18 protein-coding genes are annotated in these 19981 nt (G+C 75.0%); 4 read left to right on the top strand and 14 right to left on the bottom strand.

Translation table 11 applies throughout. The features are described 5' to 3' along the window. Positions 1–46 precede the first annotated feature (46 nt). From ACF0H8_RS06495 to sigE, 3 genes are read right to left on the bottom strand one after another with little or no spacing between them, the layout of a single operon-like run. Positions 47–1930 (bottom strand): trypsin-like peptidase domain-containing protein, encoded by a 1884-nt coding sequence (locus tag ACF0H8_RS06495; RefSeq protein WP_395288146.1) that lies wholly within the window; start codon positions 1928–1930, stop codon positions 47–49. Beyond that, positions 1900–2823 (bottom strand): anti-sigma factor family protein, encoded by a 924-nt coding sequence (locus ACF0H8_RS06490; protein ID WP_395288145.1) that lies wholly within the window; start codon positions 2821–2823, stop codon positions 1900–1902. The genes ACF0H8_RS06495 and ACF0H8_RS06490 overlap by 31 nt, the downstream gene beginning before the upstream one ends. Next, positions 2820–3446, bottom strand: coding sequence for an RNA polymerase sigma factor SigE (sigE, locus tag ACF0H8_RS06485; protein WP_395288144.1), 627 nt, complete (start codon positions 3444–3446; stop codon positions 2820–2822). Before sigE ends, ACF0H8_RS06490 begins: the two co-directional genes overlap by 4 nt. Before the next feature lie 141 nt (positions 3447–3587). Here sigE and ACF0H8_RS06480 point away from each other — a divergent pair, with 141 nt between their 5' ends. Further along, positions 3588–4220, top strand: a complete 633-nt coding sequence (locus ACF0H8_RS06480; protein WP_395290828.1) for an O-methyltransferase — start codon at positions 3588–3590, stop codon at positions 4218–4220. Positions 4221–4288: 68 nt separating this feature from the next. Here ACF0H8_RS06480 and ACF0H8_RS06475 read toward each other — a convergent pair whose 3' ends face one another. The 5 genes from ACF0H8_RS06475 to ACF0H8_RS06455 form a co-directional block, all read right to left on the bottom strand. Continuing rightward, a complete protein-coding gene (locus ACF0H8_RS06475; RefSeq protein ID WP_395288143.1) occupies positions 4289–5863 on the bottom strand; it encodes a leucyl aminopeptidase family protein in 1575 nt (524 codons plus the stop codon). Positions 5864–5969: 106 nt separating this feature from the next. Next, on the bottom strand, positions 5970–6137 hold the full coding sequence (locus ACF0H8_RS06470) for a DUF3117 domain-containing protein (RefSeq protein WP_123917334.1): 168 nt from the start codon (positions 6135–6137) through the stop codon (positions 5970–5972). 93 nt (positions 6138–6230) lie between these two features. Beyond that, positions 6231–7046 (bottom strand): TIGR00730 family Rossman fold protein, encoded by an 816-nt coding sequence (locus ACF0H8_RS06465; protein ID WP_395288142.1) that lies wholly within the window; start codon positions 7044–7046, stop codon positions 6231–6233. Positions 7047–7140: 94 nt separating this feature from the next. Next, entirely contained in the window at positions 7141–8238 is a 1098-nt protein-coding gene (gene dapE, locus ACF0H8_RS06460) for a succinyl-diaminopimelate desuccinylase (protein WP_395288141.1), read from the bottom strand. Positions 8239–8301: 63 nt separating this feature from the next. After that, the gene (locus ACF0H8_RS06455; RefSeq protein ID WP_395290827.1) at positions 8302–9702 is read right to left on the bottom strand and encodes an NAD(P)H-quinone dehydrogenase; all 1401 of its coding nucleotides are present in this window, start codon (positions 9700–9702) and stop codon (positions 8302–8304) included. 202 nt (positions 9703–9904) lie between these two features. On the opposite strand from ACF0H8_RS06455, the gene ACF0H8_RS06450 reads away from it, so the two are divergent. Next, complete coding sequence (locus ACF0H8_RS06450) at positions 9905–10753, top strand: purine-nucleoside phosphorylase (RefSeq protein WP_395288140.1); 849 nt, start codon at positions 9905–9907, stop codon at positions 10751–10753. A 235-nt stretch (positions 10754–10988) separates the two neighbouring features. Next, positions 10989–12689, top strand: coding sequence for a phospho-sugar mutase (locus ACF0H8_RS06445; RefSeq protein WP_395288139.1), 1701 nt, complete (start codon positions 10989–10991; stop codon positions 12687–12689). A gap of 192 nt (positions 12690–12881) precedes the next feature. Here ACF0H8_RS06445 and deoC read toward each other — a convergent pair whose 3' ends face one another. Together deoC and ACF0H8_RS06435 are read right to left on the bottom strand one after the other, a co-directional pair. Beyond that, a complete protein-coding gene (gene deoC, locus ACF0H8_RS06440; protein WP_395288138.1) occupies positions 12882–13538 on the bottom strand; it encodes a deoxyribose-phosphate aldolase in 657 nt (218 codons plus the stop codon). Between the two features lie 293 nt (positions 13539–13831). Beyond that, positions 13832–14173, bottom strand: a complete 342-nt coding sequence (locus ACF0H8_RS06435; RefSeq protein WP_395288137.1) for a hypothetical protein — start codon at positions 14171–14173, stop codon at positions 13832–13834. A gap of 575 nt (positions 14174–14748) precedes the next feature. On the opposite strand from ACF0H8_RS06435, the gene ACF0H8_RS06430 reads away from it, so the two are divergent. Further along, positions 14749–16380, top strand: coding sequence for a DUF222 domain-containing protein (locus tag ACF0H8_RS06430; RefSeq protein ID WP_395290826.1), 1632 nt, complete (start codon positions 14749–14751; stop codon positions 16378–16380). A 203-nt stretch (positions 16381–16583) separates the two neighbouring features. Here ACF0H8_RS06430 and ACF0H8_RS06425 read toward each other — a convergent pair whose 3' ends face one another. The 4 genes from ACF0H8_RS06425 to ACF0H8_RS06410 all read right to left on the bottom strand — a co-directional run bounded on the left by ACF0H8_RS06425 (position 16584) and on the right by ACF0H8_RS06410 (position 19890). Next, a complete protein-coding gene (locus ACF0H8_RS06425; protein ID WP_395288136.1) occupies positions 16584–16820 on the bottom strand; it encodes a hypothetical protein in 237 nt (78 codons plus the stop codon). A gap of 120 nt (positions 16821–16940) precedes the next feature. Then, positions 16941–17885: a hypothetical protein gene (locus ACF0H8_RS06420; RefSeq protein WP_395288135.1), complete on the bottom strand. Its 945-nt coding sequence runs from the start codon at positions 17883–17885 to the stop codon at positions 16941–16943. A gap of 302 nt (positions 17886–18187) precedes the next feature. Next, positions 18188–19483, bottom strand: coding sequence for a thymidine phosphorylase (locus tag ACF0H8_RS06415; RefSeq protein ID WP_395288134.1), 1296 nt, complete (start codon positions 19481–19483; stop codon positions 18188–18190). Continuing rightward, a complete protein-coding gene (locus tag ACF0H8_RS06410) occupies positions 19480–19890 on the bottom strand; it encodes a cytidine deaminase (protein WP_395288133.1) in 411 nt (136 codons plus the stop codon). Before ACF0H8_RS06410 ends, ACF0H8_RS06415 begins: the two co-directional genes overlap by 4 nt. Positions 19891–19981: the final 91 nt, after the last annotated feature.

Genomic DNA, 19981 nt, shown 5'->3' with positions numbered 1-19981 from the left:
CAGGCCAGGATAGGGGGCCGGAGGCCCCGCGCGTGACGCCGTCGCCTCAGCTGGACTCCTCGCCCAGCACCACGGAGACGGTCCGCTGGTCGCCGTCCCGCCGGACCTCGAGCTCGACGGTGTCGCCCGGCGCCTTCGAGCGGATGGCGACGATCAGCTCGTCGGGGTCCGTCACGGGGCGCCCGTCGATGCTCACGATGACGTCCCCGGGGCGGATCCCGGCGAGGTCGCCGGGACCGCCGGGGGTCACCGCGGTCTGGCCGCCCTCGTCACCCGGGAGCACCTGGACGCCCTCGCCCGTGTACCTGGTGTCGAGCGCCACGCCGAGCACGGGGTAGGTTGCCCGGCCCTCGGCGATGATCTGCTCCGCGGTGCGCCGGACCTGGTTGGACGGGATCGCGAAGCCGAGCCCGATCGAGCCCGTCGCCTGCGGCGTGCCGGAGGCCTGCGCGATGGCGGTGTTGATGCCGACCACCTGGCCGGCGGCGTCCACGAGGGGCCCGCCGGAGTTGCCGGGGTTGATCGCCGCGTCGGTCTGGATGGCGTTGATGAAGGTGGACGCACCGCCCCCGCCTGCCCGCACCGGCCGGTTGAGGGCGCTGACGATCCCGGTGGTCACCGTGCCCTGCAGGCCGAGCGGGGCGCCCACCGCGACGACCGGGTCGCCCACGGCGACGGTGTCGGAGTCGGCGAGCACCAGCGGCTCGAGGTCCTGCCGGTCCACCCTCAGCACGGCGAGGTCGTAGTCCGGGGTGCGCCCGACGACCTCGGCCTGCTCCTCCCGCCCGTCCGGGAAGACGACGACGACCTGCCCGCCGTCCACGGCGAGCTCGATCACGTGGTTGTTGGTGATGACGTAGCCGTCCTCGCGCAGCACCATGCCGGTCCCGGAGCTGCCCTGGCCGCCGGCGCGTGCCTCGATGTAGACGGTGGAGGGCAGGACGCGCTCGGCGATGCCGGCCACGGACTCCGGCGCCCGGTCCGCGTCCGCCCCGGCCGAGGTGGGCAGGGTCACGGTCCCGGGGCTGCCGACGTCAAAGAACGTCCGCGCCCCGAGGCCGCCGATGAGGATGCCCGCCAGGAGCGCCACGATAACGAGGAGAACGACCACGCCCGCGGCGACGGTGCGGCGCGGCCGGTGGGGCCGGTCCGACGCGGAGGCGAAGACGTCGTCGAGCCGGCTGTAGGTGGTGGGCGCCGAGCGGCCGTCGTAGCCGGGCTGACCGGACGGCCCACCGGGGTGGGCGCCGGTGTCGCCACCGCGCCCGCCGGGCGGCTCCTGGTGCGCCGCAGGATGCGGTGCGGGCTGGCCGTCCCGGTCCAGGTCGTGCGCGCCGGCCGCGGGACCCCCCGGGTGGGCGTACCCGGCCGCGGCTTCGTGCGCCTGGCCGGCGGCGGGGTCGCCGGCGGCCGGGTGGGGTCCCCGGCGCCGCCACGGGCGCAGGCCGGGCCCCGACGGCGGCACGGGCGCCCCGCGGTCCGGCTCGCCGTGGCGGAGCCGGCGCGGGTAGGGCTGCCCGGACCGCCACGGAGCCACGGGCGCGCTCGGCGGCGGGTACGGCTGCCCCGCCTGGGGCGCCCTGGCGTACGGGTCGTACGGCGCGGCGAAGGAGCCGGAACCGCCGACCCGGTGGTACGGCTCGGGCCGGGGCGGCGGCGTGGGCGCGTAGTCGTAGGCCGGGCCGCCCGCGGTGGGCCCGCGCGCGGGCGTAGGCCCGCCGGCGCCGGGCGCCTGAGCGCTCGCGTCGGCGCCGTCGTCCGGCCGGGCTTGGTCGTCCGGCCGGGCTTGGTCGTCCGGCCGCGCCGGGTCGTCAGGCCGCGCCGGGTCAGGCCGCGCCGCGCGACCCGCGGCACGGCCCGAGGCGTCCTGGGGCACGTCCCGGCCTTCGCCGTCGAGGGTCACGGGTTCTGCCCGATCAGGTCCGTCCACCCCACGAGTGTCTGCCACCCGAGGCCCAGACGGTCGGCCATCCCGGATCCCGGCGCCGTCACGGGCAGCTCGGCGGCCACCGCCCGCACCAGCGCCTCGGGACCGCGCGACGCCACCAGGGTCACGACGTCGTCGCACTGCATCACCAGCGCCGTGCCGGGAACCGGCACCTCGTACCCCTGCGCCTTGCCCAGGTCGACCGCCGGGAGGTGCGCCACGGAGGCCGCGTCGAGCACCCCTCGCTGCTGGACCACCGTCACCTGGTGGCCCTGCCCCACGAGCTCGAGCTCGATGAGCGTCTCCCCCGCCGCCGTCTCGACGCTCTCCAGCGCGCTCACGTGCAGCTCGTCCGGCACCGTCCGGGGCGCGGCCCAGTCGTGCTCCTCGAGCCACGCCAGCGCGGCGCGGGTGGTGTCGACGTCGGGGCCGGACTCGAGGAAGACGCTGGAGGGGCTGAGCACCAGCTCGGTCTCGCCCCCGTCCGGGCCGGTGACCTGCGCCAGCATCGCCGTCGGGTTACCGGGCCGCTCCGCGAGGGTGCCCACCACCAGCAGCGTGCCCACCACGCCGGCCGCGCCGGCGAGGGCGAGCCCGGAGCGGGTGACGAGGCGGTGCCGGGCGCGCGGGTCGGCGAGCGGCTCCCACGCCCGCCCCGCCCACCCGCCGCGGGGCGGCTCGGGCGGCCGGCTGGCGAGGCCGATCAGGCGGGAGGTGAGCTCGGTGCTGGGCGGGACGTCGCGCGCCTGGGACAGGCGGCGCCGGGACGCCCGCTCGGCCGCGACCTCAGCCGCGCACACGTCGCAGGTGACCAGGTGCGCGAGGGCCTCCTCGGCACGCTCGGGCGGGAGCTGCCCGTCGACGAGAGCGCTGACGTCGTCGCCGAGGTGACTCATCCGGCGCCCCCGGCGACGGCGGCGGCGCGGTCGTGCGCGGCGTCCGCGGCCTTGCCGGCGGGACGGCGGTGCTCGAGCTGGTCCCGGAGCATGGCGCGGGCCCGGTGGATCCGCGAGCGGACCGTGCCCATCTTGATGCCCAGGGTCGTGGCGATCTCCTCGTAGCTCAGGCCCTCGATGTCGCACAGCACCACGGCGGCGCGGTAGCGCGGCGGCAGGGAGTCGAGCGCCGCCTGCACGTCGAGGTCCAGGTGCGCGTGCTCGAAGCCGCGCTCGGGCTCCTCGGCGTCGTGCAGGCTGGGCAACCGCTCGGTGGACTCGCCGATCGGGTCGAGGCGCACCCTGGAGCGCCGCCGCGCCTGGTCGAGGAAGAGGTTGGTGGTGATGCGGTGCAGCCAGCCGTCGAAGTTGCCCGGCTTGTAGGAGTGCAGCGAGCGGAAGACCCGCACGAACGTCTCCTGGGTGAGGTCCTCCGCGTCGGCGCGGTTGCCGGTCAGGCGGTACGCGAGCCGGTACACCCGCCCGGAGTGCTCCGTGACGATCTGCTCCCAGGACGGCGGCGCCCAGCCGCCCTCCGCCCCCTCCAGGAGGGGCGCCGGGGAGGAGAGGTCGTCGTCAGCCATGTCCAGTCCTTCGGTCTCGATGGCAGTCATCGTACGGAGGCAACCTGGACACCGCCTGGGAAGACGCCTCCCACCGGTAGCATCACCCTTTGGCCCGCCTCGTCCCGGCGGCCCCCCGCCCGCACCACCCGGAGGCCCACCATCGTTGCCGACAAGGTCCAGTCCTGGGCCTACACCGAAGAGTTCGTCCCGGAGGACGACGCGATCGCCGACGCCCGCCTGCGCGCCGAGGAGCTCGGGGTCACCCCCGTCTCCGCCGGTACCGGGGCGGCCCTGCGCGTGCTCGCGGCGGCGGGCCGGGCGCACGCGGTCGCCGAGGTGGGCACGGGCACCGGGGTCAGCGCGCTGTGGTTGCTGGGCGGCATGGCCCCGGACGGCGTCCTGACCACGATCGACGTGGAGTCGGAGCACCAGCGCGCGGCGCGGCAGGCGTTCGCCGCCGCGGGCGTCCGGCACGCCCGCACCCGCCTCATCGCCGGCCGGGCCCTGGACGTGCTGCCCCGCCTCGCGGACGGCGCCTACGACCTCGTGCTCGTCGACGGCGACCCGGGCGAGGCGGCCGAGGACGTCGCGCAGGCGGTGCGGCTGCTGCGCCCCGGCGGCATCCTCGCCGTCAACGCGGCGCTGTGGCACGACCGCGTCGCCGACCCCGCCCGCCGCGACGACACCACCGTGGCCGTTCGTGAGCTCGGCAAGATGGTGCGCGCCGACGAGCGCCTGGTCAGCGCGCTGCTGCCCAGCGGCGACGGCCTGCTGGTGGGCGTGCGGCGCTAGCCGCCCCTGCCGGGCCCCCCGGCCCGGGTCGTGCGCCCGCGAGGTCGAACCTCTCGGGCCGGCGCACCTCAGCCGAGGCCCTCGAGATAGCGCAGCAGCAGCCGGGCACCGTAGCCGGTGGGCGCGGCCGCGGGCAGCTCGTGATGCTTGCCGCCCGTGCGTCCCGCCCCGGCGATGTCCAGGTGCGCCCACGGGGTGTCCCCCACGAAGTGCCGCAGGAACAGCGCCGCCGTGATGGAGCCGGCGCCCACGTGCGGGTCGGCGCTGGCGTGGGCGATGTCGGCGACCTCCGACTCCAGCGCGGGCCGGTAGTCCCCCACGAGCGGCATGCGCCACGCGTGCTCGCCCGCCGCCTCCCCCGCGCCCACCAGGGCGGCGGCCAGGTCCTCGTCGGTGGCGTAGAGAGCGGCGTGGCCGCGGCCGAGGCCCAGCGTCGCCGCGCCGGTGAGCGTGGCGACGTCGATCAGCACGTCCGGCCGCAGGGTGGCGCGCGCCCAGCCGAGCCCGTCGGCGAGCACCATGCGGCCCTCGGCGTCGGTGTTCGACACCTCCACGGTGGTTCCGTCGTACACGCGCACGACGTCGCCGGGCCGGTAGGAGGCCCCGCCCATGGCGTTCTCGGCGAGGGCCAGGACGGCGACGACGCGGTGCGGCAGGCCCAGCTCGGCGGCGGCGAGCACGGTGGTCAGGACCGTCGCGGACCCGGCCATGTCCGTCTTCATCGGGATCATCGCCTCGCGCGGCTTGAGCGAGATGCCGCCGGTGTCGAAGGTGATGCCCTTGCCGACCAGGACCACCGTGCGGGTGGTCGCGGCGGTGCGGGCGGGGGTCCAGGCGACGGTGACCAGGCGCGGCGGCGTGACGGACCCGCCGCCCACCGCGAGGATGCCCTCCATCCCCTGGCGGCGGAGCCACTCCTCGTCGTGCACCGCCACCTCGAGCGAGCCGCCCGCCTGTGGGGCGGCCGCGGCGAGCTCCGCGGCGCGCTCGGCCAGCCAGGCCGGGTTCTTGGTGTTCGACGGCGTCGCCGCCAGCAGCCGGGTCAGCCAGGTGGCGCGCACGCCGGCGCATGCGGCGGCCACGGCGGCCTCGGCCTCTGCGCCGGCGGCGCCGAGGAGGACCAGGCGCTCGGCCGGCGGCTTGCCCGGGGCGTCCGTGCGCCCGGAGCGCGGCATGCGGAAGGCCGCCAGCGAGAAGCCCTCGACGAAGGCGCGCAGCGCCTCGGGCGCCGGTCCGGCGCCCACGGTGGTCACCGCGGTGCCGGTACCGGCGGCCGCCCGGCCCAGGGCCAGGCCGGCCCGGCGCAGGGCGGCGGGTCCGCCGTCGCCGATGCCGAGGAGCACCACCGCCGGCGGGAGACCGGCCCACGGGACCTGCGCGACGCCCGGCAGCACGCGGGGCAGGTGGACGACCGCCGTCTGCCCGGCCTGCCCCTTCACGTCCTGCCGCTCGGCCTCGTGCATGAGGTCGATGCCGTAGAGCGCCGCGGCGTCGGCCACGCCGCCGCGCGGCTGGACCTCGTCCTCGCCCTCGGGGGCGGGCGCCACGGGCACGGCGACGACGCCGGGCGCGTACTCGCGCCATGCGGCGCCGTCGAGGTGCTCGGCGAGGAGGACGACCTCGGGCAGCGTGGGTGTGTGCATGGTCCCCTTCGTTCTGGTCGTGGCGCGCCGGCACCCGGCCGGACCACCGAGACGGCCGGTCAGCGGGGCTGACCGGCCGTCTCGTGTGGTCTGTGCGTGGCTGAGCTCAGCCGGCCACCGCGCTGAGCGCCTCGCTCAGCTCGCCGGCCTCGGCCGGGGTGAGCTCGACGACCAGACGGCCGCCACCCTCGAGCGGGACGCGCATGACGATGCCGCGGCCCTCCTTGGTCACCTCGAGCGGCCCGTCTCCGGTCCTCGGCTTCATCGCGGCCATGTGGTGCACCCCTCTTCTCGTGGTCACTGACCAGCCCTCGCCACCGGGCGGGTTCCCGGCTCCGTTCGGACTGTCGCTGGTGGTAAGTCTAGATCACTCGGCCGCGCCGCCGGCCTCGACAGCCGCGGCTTCCTGCGCCTGTCGCTCCCTCGCGAGGACCTCGACACGGCTCAGCACCGCCTCGACCGCCTCCTCCGCGGTGTCCACCACGGGCATGAGGTCGACGTCGGCGGGGTTGATCGTGCCGCGCTCGACCATCGTGGTCCGGATCCAGTCGACCAGGCCGGCCCAGTACCGCCTGCCGACCAGGACGATCGGGAAGGAGGACACCTTCTGGGTCTGCACCAGGGTGAGCGCCTCGAAGAGCTCGTCCATCGTGCCGAACCCGCCGGGCAGGACGATGAAGCCCTGGGAGTACTTGACGAACATGGTCTTGCGGGCGAAGAAGTACCGGAAGTTCACGCCGAGGTCGACCCAGCGGTTCATGCCCTGCTCGAACGGCAGCTCGATCCCGAGGCCGACGGACACGCCGTCCGCCTCGCAGGCGCCCTTGTTCGCGGCCTCCATGATCCCGGGCCCGCCACCGGTGACGACGGCGAAGCGCGCCTCGACCAGCCGGCGGCCGACCTCCTCCGCGATGGCGTACTCCGGCTCCCCCGGCTGCACGCGGGCCGAGCCGAAGACGGAGATGGCCGGGCCGATCTCCGCGAGCGCACCGAAGCCCTCGACGAACTCCGCCTGGATGCGCATCACCCGCCACGGGTCCTGGTGGACCCAGCTGGTGTCCTGCTCGGGCGCGAGCAGCCGGGCGTCGGTCGTCTCCTGCGGGATCTGGTCGCCGCGAAGGATCACGGGCCCGCGACGGTAGCCGTCGCCGTGGTCGTGGTTGGCGTGCACCTGACGTGTCATGGGGACCAGTGTCCTCGCCGGTGCGAGGATCTCGCGAGCCAGGCCGTGGCGCGGCGCGCCGCCTCCCAGGCGCGCCGTGGCGCGGGACGCCGCCTCAGGCGAGCCACGCCGCCAGCGCCGCGGCGCAGGCTCGGACCTGGTCGATGGCGCAGCGCTCGTCGTCGGCGTGCGCGAGCATCGGGTCGCCGGGGCCGAAGTTCACCGCCGGCACGCCGAGCTCCGCGAACCGCGCGACGTCCGTCCAGCCGTACTTCGGGCCGGGGACGGCGCCGGTGGTCGCGGTGACGGCCTCCACGAAGCCGGCCACGAGCGGGGAGTCCAGGCCCGGGCGGGCACCCCCGGCGAGGTCGGTGATCGTGACCTCGTGGCCGGCGAAGACCTCCCGCACGTGCGCCTCCGCCTCCGCGGTCGTGCGGGAGGGCGCGAAGCGGTAGTTCACGGTGACGACGCACTCGTCGGGGATCATGTTGTTGGCGATGCCGCCGCGGATCCCCACGGCGCTCAGCCCCTCGCGGTAGACGAGGCCGTCCACCTCCACCTCCGCGGCGGTGTAGGCGCCCAGCCGGTCGAGGATGCCCGCCGCCTTGTGCACGGCGTTGTCCCCGCGCCAGGCGCGGGCGGAGTGGGCGGTGCGCCCGGTGGTGCGCACCTCCGCCCGCAGCGTGCCGTTGCAGCCGCCCTCGATGCCGCCGTCGGTGGGCTCCCCGAGGATCGCGACGTCGCCGGTCACCCAGTCGGGGTGCACGCGCACGAGCCGGCCTAGGCCGTTGAGCTCGGCCTGGACCTCCTCGTGGTCGTAGAAGACCCAGGTGACGTCCCAGCGGGGGGCGGCGAGCCTGGCGGCCAGGTGCAGGGCGACGGCGACCCCGCCCTTCATGTCCACGGTCCCGCGGCCCCACAGCTCCTCGACGCCGTCCGCGGCCGTGCGCCGCCAGGTCGGCACGTTGTCCTTGATCGGCACGGTGTCGATGTGACCGGCCACCACCACGCGCCGCTCGCGGCCGAGGTTGGTCCGGGCCACCACGGCGTCACCGTCCCGCAGCACCTCCAGGTGCGCGCAGGCGCGCAGGCCCGCCTCGATCGCGTCGGCGAGCGCGCCCTCCTCCCCCGAGACCGAGGGGATGTCGCACACGGCGGCGGTGAGGTCGGCGAGGTCGCAGGTGGCCAGGTCCGGCAGGAGGGTTGTGCTCATGGGACCCGACCCTACGGGCACCGTCGGCGGGCGGGGCCCGTGCCGTCCGCGTGGCCGGCGCCGTCAGGCGCGGTGCAGCACCCGGGCGGCCTCCGCGATGGAGCCGGTCAGCGACGGGTACACCGTGATGACGTTGGCGAGCTGGTCCACCGTCAGGCGCTGCGCCACCGCGAGGCTGATCGGGTAGATCAGCTCCCCCGCGCGCGGCGCCACGACCACCCCGCCGAGCACCGTGCCGGTGGAGCGGTCCGAGAAGAGCTTGATGAAGCCCTCCTTGATGCCCAGCATCTTCGCGCGCGGGTTGCGGGCCAGCGGCAGCCGGGTGATGGCGCCGTCGACCTCGCCGGCCTCGATCGCCTTCTGCGTGACGCCGATGGTGGCGATCTCCGGCGCCGTGAAGATGTTCGCGGCGACGGTGTCGAGGTTCAGCGGCGCGACGGCGTCGCCCAGCGCGTGCCACATGGCGATGCGGCCCTGCATGGCGGCCACGGAGGCCAGCGGCAGCACGCCGGTGCAGTCGCCGGCGGCGTAGATCCGCGGCGCGCGGGTGCGGGAGACCCGGTCGGTCTCGATGTGCCCGGAGCGGGTCAGGGACACGCCCGCCTCCTCCAGGCCCATCCCGGCGGTGTTGGGCACGCCGCCGACCGCGACGAGGCAGTGCGAGCCCTTCACGACCCGCCCGTCGGTGAGCTCCACCTCGACGCCGTCTCCCACGCGGCGCACCCCGGCGGCCCGCGAGCGCGAGAGCACGTGCATGCCGCGGCGCAGGAAGACGCCCTCGATCAGCTCGGCGGCGTTCTCGTCCTCGCCGGGCAGCACCCGGTCCCGGCTGGAGACGAGGGTGACCTCGGCGCCGAGCGCGTTGTACGCGCTGGCGAACTCCGCGCCGGTGACGCCGGAGCCCACCACGACGAGGTGCTCCGGGATCTCGGTGAGGTTGTACATCTGCGCCCACGTGAGGATGCGCTCGCCGTCGGGCTTCGCCGTGTCCAGCACGCGCGGGGATGCGCCGGTCGCGACGAGGAGGACCTCCGCCTCGAGGACCTGCGTGCCGCCGTCGTTCTCGGCCACGTGCACCCGGCGGCTGCCGGCCGGGCTGATCTCCGGGTCCACCCGGCCGGTGCCCTCGACAACCCTGATGCCCTCGCGCTCGAGGCGGGTGCGGATGTCCCTGGACTGCTTGTCGGCCAGCCGCCGCACGCGCCGGTCGACGACGTCCATGTCGGCGCGCAGGGTGCCCGCCTGACCGTCGGGCCCGCCGTCGGCCCCGATGCCCAGCTCGCCGGCCTGCTCCGTGAGGGTCATCCACTCGGCGGTGGCGATGAGGGTCTTGGAGGGCACCACGTCGGTGAGGACCGCGGAGCCGCCCATGCCCTGGCGCTCCACGACACTGACGTGCGCACCGAGCTGGCTGGCCACCAGGGCGGCCTCGTAGCCGCCGGGGCCGCCGCCGATGATGACCACGCGGGAGCCCTCCAGGACCGGCGAGCCACCCGCGCCGGGCTCGGGGGCCCGGCGCTGCTCGGGCGCCTGCGGCGTGACGGGCTCCCCCGGCGGCGGGCCGACGAGCTCGGTCGTGGGCGGGGGGACGGGGCCGGTTGCGGTGCTCACGCCGAGTCATTCTGCCGAACTCGGACGGCATGCGCCTTAGCGGTAGCGTCGTGCCATGACCGCGCAGGACGACGCCCCCGCCGTGGGCCAGCTCGACGACCCCGCCATCGACCCGTTCGCCGTCGCCGCCGACGCCGCCCGGCACCTCGCCGCGCGGACCGGCGTCGAGCGCCACGACGTGGCGCTCGTGCTCGGCTCTGGCTGGGCCGGCGCGGCCGACCTGCTCGGTGAGACGGTCGCGCAGCTCCCGGCGACCGACCTGCCGGGCTTCTCCGCCCCGGCGGCTGTCGGCCACGGCGGCCACCTCACGTCGGTGCGCATCGAGGGCAGCGGCAAGCACGCCCTGGTGATCGGGGCGCGCACCCACTACTACGAGGGCCGCGGCGTGCGCGCCGTCGCCCACGGCGTGCGGGTGGCCGCGGCCGCCGGCGCCTCGACGGTGGTGCTCACCAACGGCTGCGGCGGGCTCGAGGAGGAGTGGGCGCCCGGCACGCCGGTGCTCATCTCCGACCACATCAACCTCACGGGCCGCTCGCCGCTCGAGGGCGCCACCTTCGTGGACCTGACTGACCTGTACTCCTCGCGGCTGCGCGACCTCGCGCGCGAGGTGGACCCGTCGCTGCCCGAGGGCGTCTACGTGCAGTTCCCCGGCCCGCACTACGAGACGCCCGCCGAGGTCCAGATGGCCCGCCGGATCGGCGGCCACCTGGTCGGCATGTCGACGGCGCTCGAGGCGATCGCCGCCCGGCACGCGGGTCTCGAGGTGCTCGGGCTGTCGCTGGTGACCAACGCGGCGGCCGGGATCTCCCCCGCCCCGCTCTCTCACGAGGAGGTGCTGGAGGCCGGCCGCGCGGCCGGGCCGCGCATCTCGCGGCTGCTCGCCCAGATCGTCCGGCGTCTGTGACGGGCGGCGGGGCGGCGCTCCCTGTCAGAGCTGACGAGCCACCCCACCGTGGCGCGGAGCCGCACCGCCGCCCGCCACCAGGAGCACCCGCACGCACCCGCCCACCGCACCCGCCCGCAGGGGCACCCGCACGCACCCGCCCACCGCACCCGCCGGCGGCGGGGCACCGCACCGCACCACGCCGGGGCGCGCACACCGCACGCCGGCCCCGACGACGGCACCCGAGGAGAGCACCATGACCGTCACCGCCGAGACCGTCCGCGCCTGGATCGCGGCCGACCCCGACCCCGCCACGCGGGGCGAGCTCACCGAGCTGCTCGCCCGGGCCCAGCGGGGCGACGACGGTGCGCACGTCGCGCAGGCGGAGCTCGACTCCCGCTTCGCCGGTCCCCTGGAGTTCGGCACGGCGGGGCTGCGCGGCGCGCTGGGTGCCGGGCCGCACCGGATGAACCGTGCGGTGGTCATCCAGGCCGCCGCGGGTCTGGCGGCGTTCCTCGCCGAGGAGGTCGGCCCCGACTTCACCGTGGTCATCGGCTACGACGCCCGGCACGGCTCCTCCCAGTTCGCGAGGGACACCGCCGCCGTCGTCACCGCCGCGGGCGGCCGCGCCAGGCTGCTCCCCGCGCCGCTGCCCACCCCGGTGCTCGCGTTCGCCGTCCGGCACCTGGGGACCGACGCCGGCGTCATGGTGACCGCCTCGCACAACCCGCCGCAGGACAACGGCTACAAGGTCTACCTCGGCGGCCGCGCCGTCACCGGTGCCGGCCAGGGCGCGCAGATCGTGCCACCGTACGACGCGCGGATCGCCGAGAAGATCGCCGCCGTGGGGCCGGCCAACGAGGTGGCGCTCGCCGAGAGCGGCTGGGAGGTGCTCGGGCCCGAGGTGCGCGAGGCGTACCTGCGCCGGGTCGTCTCGCTGCTCCCTGCGCGGCACACCCGGGACGTGCGGATCGTGCTGACCCCGATGCACGGCGTCGGCGGGGCCACGGCGGCCGAGGCCCTGCGCCGCGCCGGGTTCGGCGACGTGCACGTCGTCGCGGCGCAGGCCGAGCCGGACCCGGACTTCCCCACCGTGAAGTTCCCCAACCCGGAGGAGCCGGGCGCGCTCGACCTCGCCCTCGCGCTGGCCCGGGCGGTGAACGCCGACCTCGTGCTCGCCAACGACCCCGACGCCGACCGCTGCTCGATGGCAGTGCCGGACCCCTCCGTCCCCGGGGGCTGGCGCCAGCTCACGGGCGACGAGATCGGCGCGCTGCTGGGTGCCCAGACCGGGGCCGCCGCGGCAGTCACGGGTCGTGGCGTGCTCGCCAGCTCCGTCGTCTCCTCCCGCCTGCTGGAGAGGATCGCTCACTCCCACGGCCTGCAGCACCGCACGACCCTGACCGGCTTCAAGTGGATCGCCCGCACCGAGGGTCTGGTGTTCGGCTACGAGGAGGCCATCGGGTACTGCGTCGACCCTCAGGCGGTCCGCGACAAGGACGGCATCTCGGCGGCGCTGCGCCTGGCGTACCTGGCGGCGCAGCTGCGCGACTCGGCGTCCAGCTTCGTCGAGGCGCTGGACGAGCTCGCGCGCCGCCACGGCCTGCACGCGACGAGCCAGCTGTCCATCCGCGTGGAGGACCTGACCCGCATCGCGGAGGCGATGACGCGGCTGCGCAGCTCGGGGCCGGCGACGCTCGCCGGCTCGCGGGTGGTCACCACGACCGACCTCGCCCTGGGCTCGGCGGAGCTCCCGCCCACCGACGGCATGCTCTACGTCACCGCCCAGAACGACAGGGTGATCGTCCGGCCCTCGGGGACCGAGCCCAAGCTCAAGTGCTACCTCGAGGTGGTCGTGCCGGTGGAGGACCCGAACGACGTCGCCGCCACCCGCCGGGTGGCCGCCGCCAGGCTGGAGCGCCTGCGCGCCGACGTCGCGGCCGCCGTCGGCATGTAGTGCGGGCGACGTCTCAGGTCCCGCGGCTGCGACACTGTGAGTCCTGCGGGCGCGGTCGCAGGTCCTGCGGGCGCCACGTAGGTCCTGGGGGGCATAGCCGTGGCCCTCCCGGGCACCGTCGCTACCGAACGTCGCGCGCCCCGGCCCACGTCGGGGAACGTGGACCCGGGGCGCCCTGACGCTGCAGCGTGCTCAGCCGCTGAGGCCCTCGAGGACCTTGCGCGTGCCGGAGAGCCCGAGGCGGGTCGCGCCGGCGGCGATCATCTCCAGCGCCGCCTCGGTGGTGCGGATGCCGCCGGAGGCCTTCACCCCCAGGCGGCCACCCACGGTCTTCGCCATCAGCTCGACGGCGTGGGCGCTGGCCCCGCCCGCCGGGTGGAAGCCTGTGGAGGTCTTCACGAAGTCGGCGCCGGCGGTCTCCGCGGCCTGGCAGACGGCGACGATCTGCTCGTCGGTCAGGGCGGCGGACTCGATGATCACCTTCAGCAGCACGTCGGGGGCGGCCGCACGGACCGCCGCGATCTCGTCACGGACCGCGTCGTACTGACCGGTGGTGGCCAGTCCCAGGTTGATGACCATGTCGATCTCGTCCGCGCCGTCAGCCGCGGATCGTGCCGCCTCGGCGGCCTTGACGTCGGCATGGTGGGCACCGGAGGGAAAGCCGCACACGGTGGCGACCTTGACCTCGCCGGTTCCGGTCAGCGGCAGCTGGTTGGGTGAGACGCACACCGAGAAGGCGCCCAGCTCCTGCGCCTCGGCCACCAGGGCGACGACGTCGGCCGCGGTGGACTCGGGCTTGAGCAGGGTGTGGTCGACCATCCGGGCGACCTCGGTACGGGTCGGGCTCATCGTTCCTCTTCCTGGAGCTGCGTCTCTGGCGCGTGGTTCGTTCTCGGCATGTCCGGCGTCCAACGGTAGCCGTCGCGGGCGGCCCCGGCCCGTGCCGAGCCGGCACGGAGGGCGGCGTGGGCGGCCCCGGCCCGTGCCGAGCCGGCACGGAGGGCGGCGTGGGCGGCGCCGGCCCTGCCGAGCCGGCACGGAGGGCGGCGTGGGCGGCCCCGGCCCTGCCGAGCCGGCACGGAGGGCGGCGTGGTCGTCGGGGGCGATCCGGACCGCGCGGTGGGAGGACCCAGGCTTGACGGTCAGCCGCGTGTCGCCGGCAGCAGCGAGCCAAGATCCTGCTCGGCGTCGTAGCGCTCGGCGGGAATGTGGAACGCGTGCAGCCCACCTCGCTGGGTCATGTGCCAGTAGATCAGGTAGAAGAAGGTGCCGCGCAGCTCGGAGACGATCTGCTCGTTCCCGGACCAGCCCCCTGTCGCGAGCCGCACCTCGACGACCTTGTGGTCCTGGATCAGCTCGTCCGAGATGTAGTAGTCGCCCTCCGGCCACCACATCTCGCGCAACCGGGAGACGAGGGCGTGCGGCGTCCCCACGAATCCCCGGATGGATTCCAGCTGGGCCTCGGTCGGGTACGGGTCGGTCATGTCCGCATTGTGCGATTACCGGACGGCATCCGTCACCGACTTTGGTCACATGTCGCGTCTGTTCATGAAGTGTGGGGCCGTTCGCGCTCACAGCACATCGCCCAGAAGCCGTTGCGACTCCGGTGGCGTGCGACCCCGATGAGCCATTCCCGTGAGGACGGCCCGAGCAATCCTCCGTATCGGCGCGGCAGGCGCGAGAGCAGCACAGATCGCTTTCCTGCCGGTCGACCGGTTGTGCCACTGCGCGGACTGTTTTCGTCGGTTTACATCCAAAATAGTCTGGGACCACAGCGCACCGATCGCGCACGGTGCACCCCGCCCGCAGGTCCGAGCGAGCTAGCGTTTCCAACGTCGCACGTGCGGCGTCAAAGCGAAACACCACTTAGCGCCATGGTTTTCCACAACAAGCGCCTGTGGATATCGCTAACCGGCCGCGTGATGCCACTTCTTCCACAATTTTGACTGAAATGTCCTCACGCTCTTGCGTTGTCGAACATACGTTCGATAGCATTCGTTCATCGGGTCGGAAAGCGCGATTCTTGACGAGGGGGTGGCGGATGTCCCTGTTGGACGAAGTGGAAACCCCTGCCGGCGCCCTCGAGGCCGGGTTGGCCCAGGCACGGGCGATCATGGCCGAGCTCAACACCGTCGACCTCCATGGCGTGCCCGGCCCCACGGTGGTCGCCGCACTCGACGAGGTGGAACGGCTGCGGCGGCAGGCCGAGGCGCTGGCTGCGCGGGCCCTGGCCGTGATCGAGGCCGACGGAAGCTGGGCGCTCGACGGCGCGCGTTCCCTCGCCGCCTGGTACCGCGCGAGATCGGGCAAGCACCACGCGGCGGCAGCCCGCGAGATCCGTCAGGCACGCGCACTGCGAGACCATCTGCCGGCCACCGCCCGCGCGCTCGCCGCAGGACGGATCAGCGTCGACCACGTCCACGCCATGGTGCGTCACACCACGGACACCGACACCCGCAAGAACCTTCTCCGGGACCCGGAGGTCGGTGAGGCCCTGCTCCTCGAGCACGCCGTCCAGCTCGACGCTTCCGACTTCTCCGTAGCGGTCCAGCAATGGGGACTGCAGGCCGACCCGGACGCGTCCGACCGCCGCTACAGGGAGGACATCGCGCGCGAAGAGTTCTTCCTGTCGGAGACGACCGACGGGTACGTCCCTGGCGGGTGGCTCTCCAAGACCAGCGGCAAGCTCGTCCTGACAGCCCTGAGCGCACGTACCGGCACCCCGTCGCGGACGGACAGGCGGACGCCGGGTCAGCGCCGGGCCAACGCATTGGTCGGCATCGCGCAGCTGGCGCTGGACTCCGGCACGCTCCGGCCCGGTGCACGGATCCGGCCCCACCTGACGGTCACCGTGCCCTTCGAGACGCTGCAGCGGCTGGCCGCGGCCTCCGCGCCCAAGCACCGCCCCGGCTGCCGGCTCGCGAACCATCCCGGTGCCGCGCTCGGCGTCCCGCAGGACCTCACCGGCACGGACCGGTCCAGCCGCCGGAGCCTCCTGGGTGGGGGCGTCCCGCCCCCGTCCCCGGCCTCATCCGTGCCGGCAACGGGCCCACGGGACGCGGGTGGAGGCACCGACGCCCCGGCGACGCACGAACGGTGCACCTGCGGCATCGACGGAGCGGAGCTCATCGAGGCCGCGGTGGACCCGGCGGCGATGGCCACCGCGGAGCCGGCGACCTTCGAGGACGGCACACCCCTCTCACCGGCCCTCCTCGGGCGCCTGGCGTGCTCGAGCGGCCTGCACCGCGTGGTCTTCGGACCGGACTCGGAGGTGCTGGACCTCGGCCGCGAGGAGCGGCTATTCAGCGCCGCCCAGACGCGGGCCATCATCGCTCGCGACAAGCGCTGCCAGTACCCGCACTGCAACGCACCGCCGGGCGAGGGTGAGATCCACCACAGCGTGTGGTGGTGGGCGCAGTGCGGCTCGACGAACACCAAGCTCGGGACACTCCTGTGCTGGTACCACCACGACTACGTCCACGCCCACGGGATCGCGATCGAGCGCCGCAGGCGGCGCTGGGTGTTCATCCGGAGGGACGGCACCCTGATCGGAGCAGAGCCGCCGCAGCCTGACGGACGTCCTCCGGCCCACGGCCAGACCTCGCGACCTGACAGACGTCCTCCGGCCCACGGCCAGACCTCGCGACCTGACAGACGTCCTCCGGCCCACGGCCAGACCTGCGCGGCCTGACAGACGTCCTCCGGCCCACGGCCAGACCTGCGCGGCCAGACGGACGTCCTCCGGCCCACGGCCAAAGCCTCGCGGCCTGACAGACGTCCTCCGGCCCACGGCCAGACCCGCGGGGTCCGACGGACGGCACACCGATCGGGGACGGGCTCACCAGCTTGATCCAGGTTCACCCTCCCGGCCGGACCGTCACGGCGTCGGGTGGGTCAGAACTCCTCCTCCGCGAGCAGCTCCTCGTCGTCGTCAGCAGGCACCTCGGCGATCTGCTCCGCCACGTCCGCCGGGCTGGCCTCCCGGATCGGCTCGTCCACCTCGACCGCGGGAACGTACTCCTCGGGCTCGGCCTCGAGGTTCTCGTCCACCACGTGCTCTTCCCCGAGCACCTCGGGGTCGAGCTCGACAGCAGCGGTCTCGGCTGTGGGGTCGGGTCGCTGAGTGCTCATGACGCCTCCTCGGGGTGGTCGCTGACCTGGCCAGCGTGCCGCGCCCCAACCTCGGACGCAAGGGCGCCGACCGACCCGTGAGCGGCTGCCGCCATCCGCCTGGCCCCGGGCGAACGGGCCTCAGCCCGCGCCGCTGACGTGCCCTGACACGGGTTCGGGGAGCACCACCCAGTTGACGTGGGTCCACCCACCGAGCGCGCGATGCGGCTCCTGGCGAGCCAGCAGCTCGTGCACCCGGACCGGGTACACGCGCGCCGAGGAGGGGTCGTAGAGGTGCAGGAGCGGTTGCCCCGACTCGTCGTGACCACGGTGGGGTACGTCCGCGGGCGGCGGCACCGCGAGGACCACGTGACGCGGAACCGCCCGGGCCGGTCCGCGCCGGAGGTCGTCCCCGACGTAGAGCGGGACCGGAGCACCGGCCAGCGTCGCCCCGTACACGCTCGCGAGCACCGCTCGCGCCCGCGACGACGCATCGTCCACCGGCAGGGACCGGTACCGGACACCGGGGAACCGTGCCTCCCGTGCGGCCGTCCACGGCGGCGTGCCCAGCGCGCCCGGCCACGGCAGCAGGCCGAGACCACGGCGGCTGGTGCGCGCCTTGACGTGCCGCTGGGCCGCGGCGAACCGGCCGGCCGGGCCCACGCCGTCGGACGGGATCTCGGGCGGGATCTCCGGCGGCCGGGCATCGGGGAGCGAGCCGTGCAGCAGCCAGCCCGCCAGCGCCGGGTCACCGGTCGCGGCGAGCATGACGAGGGCGGCGGACCCGCACGTCGTGCCGTCCACCTGCCGGGCGGGCGCACCGCCGAGCGTCACCGGCAGGCCCTCCGCCCTCGGCGCGGCCGTATCAGCGCGGGCGCCACCCTTGGAGGTGCCGGCGCCCCCGGGTGCCGGCACGCGGGTCGAGCCGCCCGCGGACGACGCGGGCCGGACGCCGGGCGCGGCGCCTTGCGCGTCGTCATCGCGTGAGACCGGCGCCGTGACGGCGCGGTCGGCACGGGCAGAACGGACGGGGCGGAAGAACGGGGCGAGAAGGGTGCTCAGCGACAACCGCGAGGTCGGCGACATGCCGTCCAGCGTGCCCGAGCACGCCCGGACCGGCTACCCGGCCGCGGGGCCTTCTCCGAGCCGCCGCGCGTGCCCCCCGAGGTAGCGCCGATGCTGAGGTAGAACTTCTGCGCCGAGGTAGAACGCCACGCCGTGCTGCCCCGTTCTACCTCGGCCGAGACGTTCTACCTCGGCCAAGACGTTCTACCTCGGCGGGGGCGTCAAACAGGACGCGGCCGCGCGCCGACGGCGCCCCACCACCGGCCCCGGCCACGTGCCCCCGAGCCCGTGAAGTGCGTCGCCCGTAGAGCCCGGGCGCAGGGTCAGCCGGCGACCCTGTCCAGCACGGTCGCGGGGCGCCCGGGGACCTCGGCCCCGGCGGGGTCGATGACGATCCCGCCGTCGAGCGCCTCCAGGGCGCGCTCGAACCGCTCCGGCGTGTCGGTGTGCAGCGTGAGGATCGGCTGCCCCTTGCGCACCCGCTCCCCCGGCTTCGCGTGGATCTCGATGCCCGCGACCGCCTGGACGGGGTCCTCCTTGCGGGCCCGCCCGGCGCCGAGGCGCCAGGAGGCGACGCCGACGTCGTAGGCGTCCAGCGTCGTCAGCACGCCGTCGGACTCCGCGAGCACGTTCTCGGTGTGTCGCGCGGTGGGCAGCACGGCGTCGGGGTCGCCGTCCTGCGCGGCGACCATCCGCCGCCACACGTCCATCGCGCGGCCGTCCTCGAGCGCCGCCTCCGGGTCCGCGTCGGGCCTCCCGGCGGCGTCGAGCATCTCCCGGGCGAGCGCCACCGTGAGCTCGACGACGTCCGCGGGCCCACCTCCGGCAAGCACCTCGACGGACTCCCGGACCTCCAGCGCGTTGCCGACGGTCAGACCGAGGGGCGTGGACATGTCGGTCAGCAGCGCCACCGTGCGCACCCCGGCGTCGGTGCCCAGCTCCACCATCGTGCGGGCCAGCTCGCCCGCCCGGTCGGCGTCCTTCATGAACGCCCCGGAGCCGACCTTGACGTCCAGGACGAGCGAGTCGGTGCCCTCGGCGATCTTCTTGCTCATGATCGAGCTCGCGATGAGCGGGATCGCCTCCACTGTCGCCGTGGTGTCCCGCAGGGCGTAGAGCTTCTTGTCGGCGGGCGCCAGGCCCGAGCCGGCGGCGCAGATGACCGCGCCGACGCGGTCCAGCTGGGCGAGGATCTCCTCGTTGCTCAGCGCGGCCCGCCAGCCCGGGATCGACTCGAGCTTGTCCAGTGTCCCGCCGGTGTGGCCGAGCCCGCGCCCGGAGAGCTGCGGGACGGCGACGTCGAAGACGGCCACCAGCGGCGCCAGCGGCAGGGTGATCTTGTCCCCCACCCCGCCGGTGGAGTGCTTGTCCGCGGTCGGCCGGGACAGGGACGAGAAGTCCATGCGCTCGCCGGAGGCGATCATCGCCCGCGTCCAGCGCACGATCTCGGCCCGTTCCATGCCGTTGAGGAAGATGGCCATGGCGAGGGCGCTCATCTGCTCCTCGGCCACCACCCCGCGCGTGTAGGCGTCGATCACCCAGTCGATCTGCGCAGGCGCCAGGGTGCCGCCGTCACGCTTGGTCCGGATCACGTCGACCGCGTCGAAGGGCTCGCTCATGCCCGCGCCCCCACCTGCAGGTCCTGCGGCCCGAAGGCCTCGGGCAGGACCTCCGTCATCGGGTGCACGCCGCTCGGCAGCTCGACGAGCAGCTCCGGCCCGCCGTGCTCCCACAGCAGCTGCCGGCAGCGCCCGCAGGGAACGAGCACCTGGCCGCCTGCGCCCACGCAGGTGAAGGCCACCAGCCTCCCGCCGCCGCTGCGGACCAGCTCCGACACGAGCCCGCACTCCGCGCACAGCGTCACGCCGTAGCCGGCGTTCTCCACGTTGCAGCCCGAGACCGTGCGGCCGTCGTCGACGAGCGCGGCGGCGCCGACCGGGAACTTCGAGTACGGCGCGTACGCGCGATCCATGGCCTCGATGGCCAGCGCGCGCAGCGCGGCCCAGGTGTCGTCGGAGATGGTCACCGTGCGGCTCCTTCCGGGACGCGCGGCCCGTGGGCCGCCGGCCCACGGGCTGGTCGGGTGTGGGCCGGCCCCGTCGGGTCCGGCCCACCGG

The organism is Georgenia sp. AZ-5 (assembly GCF_043952095.1).
Lineage (GTDB): Bacteria > Actinomycetota > Actinomycetes > Actinomycetales > Actinomycetaceae > Georgenia.
Note: the sequence above shows the minus strand (reverse complement) of the source record. Positions and strands in the feature narration are given on the sequence as shown.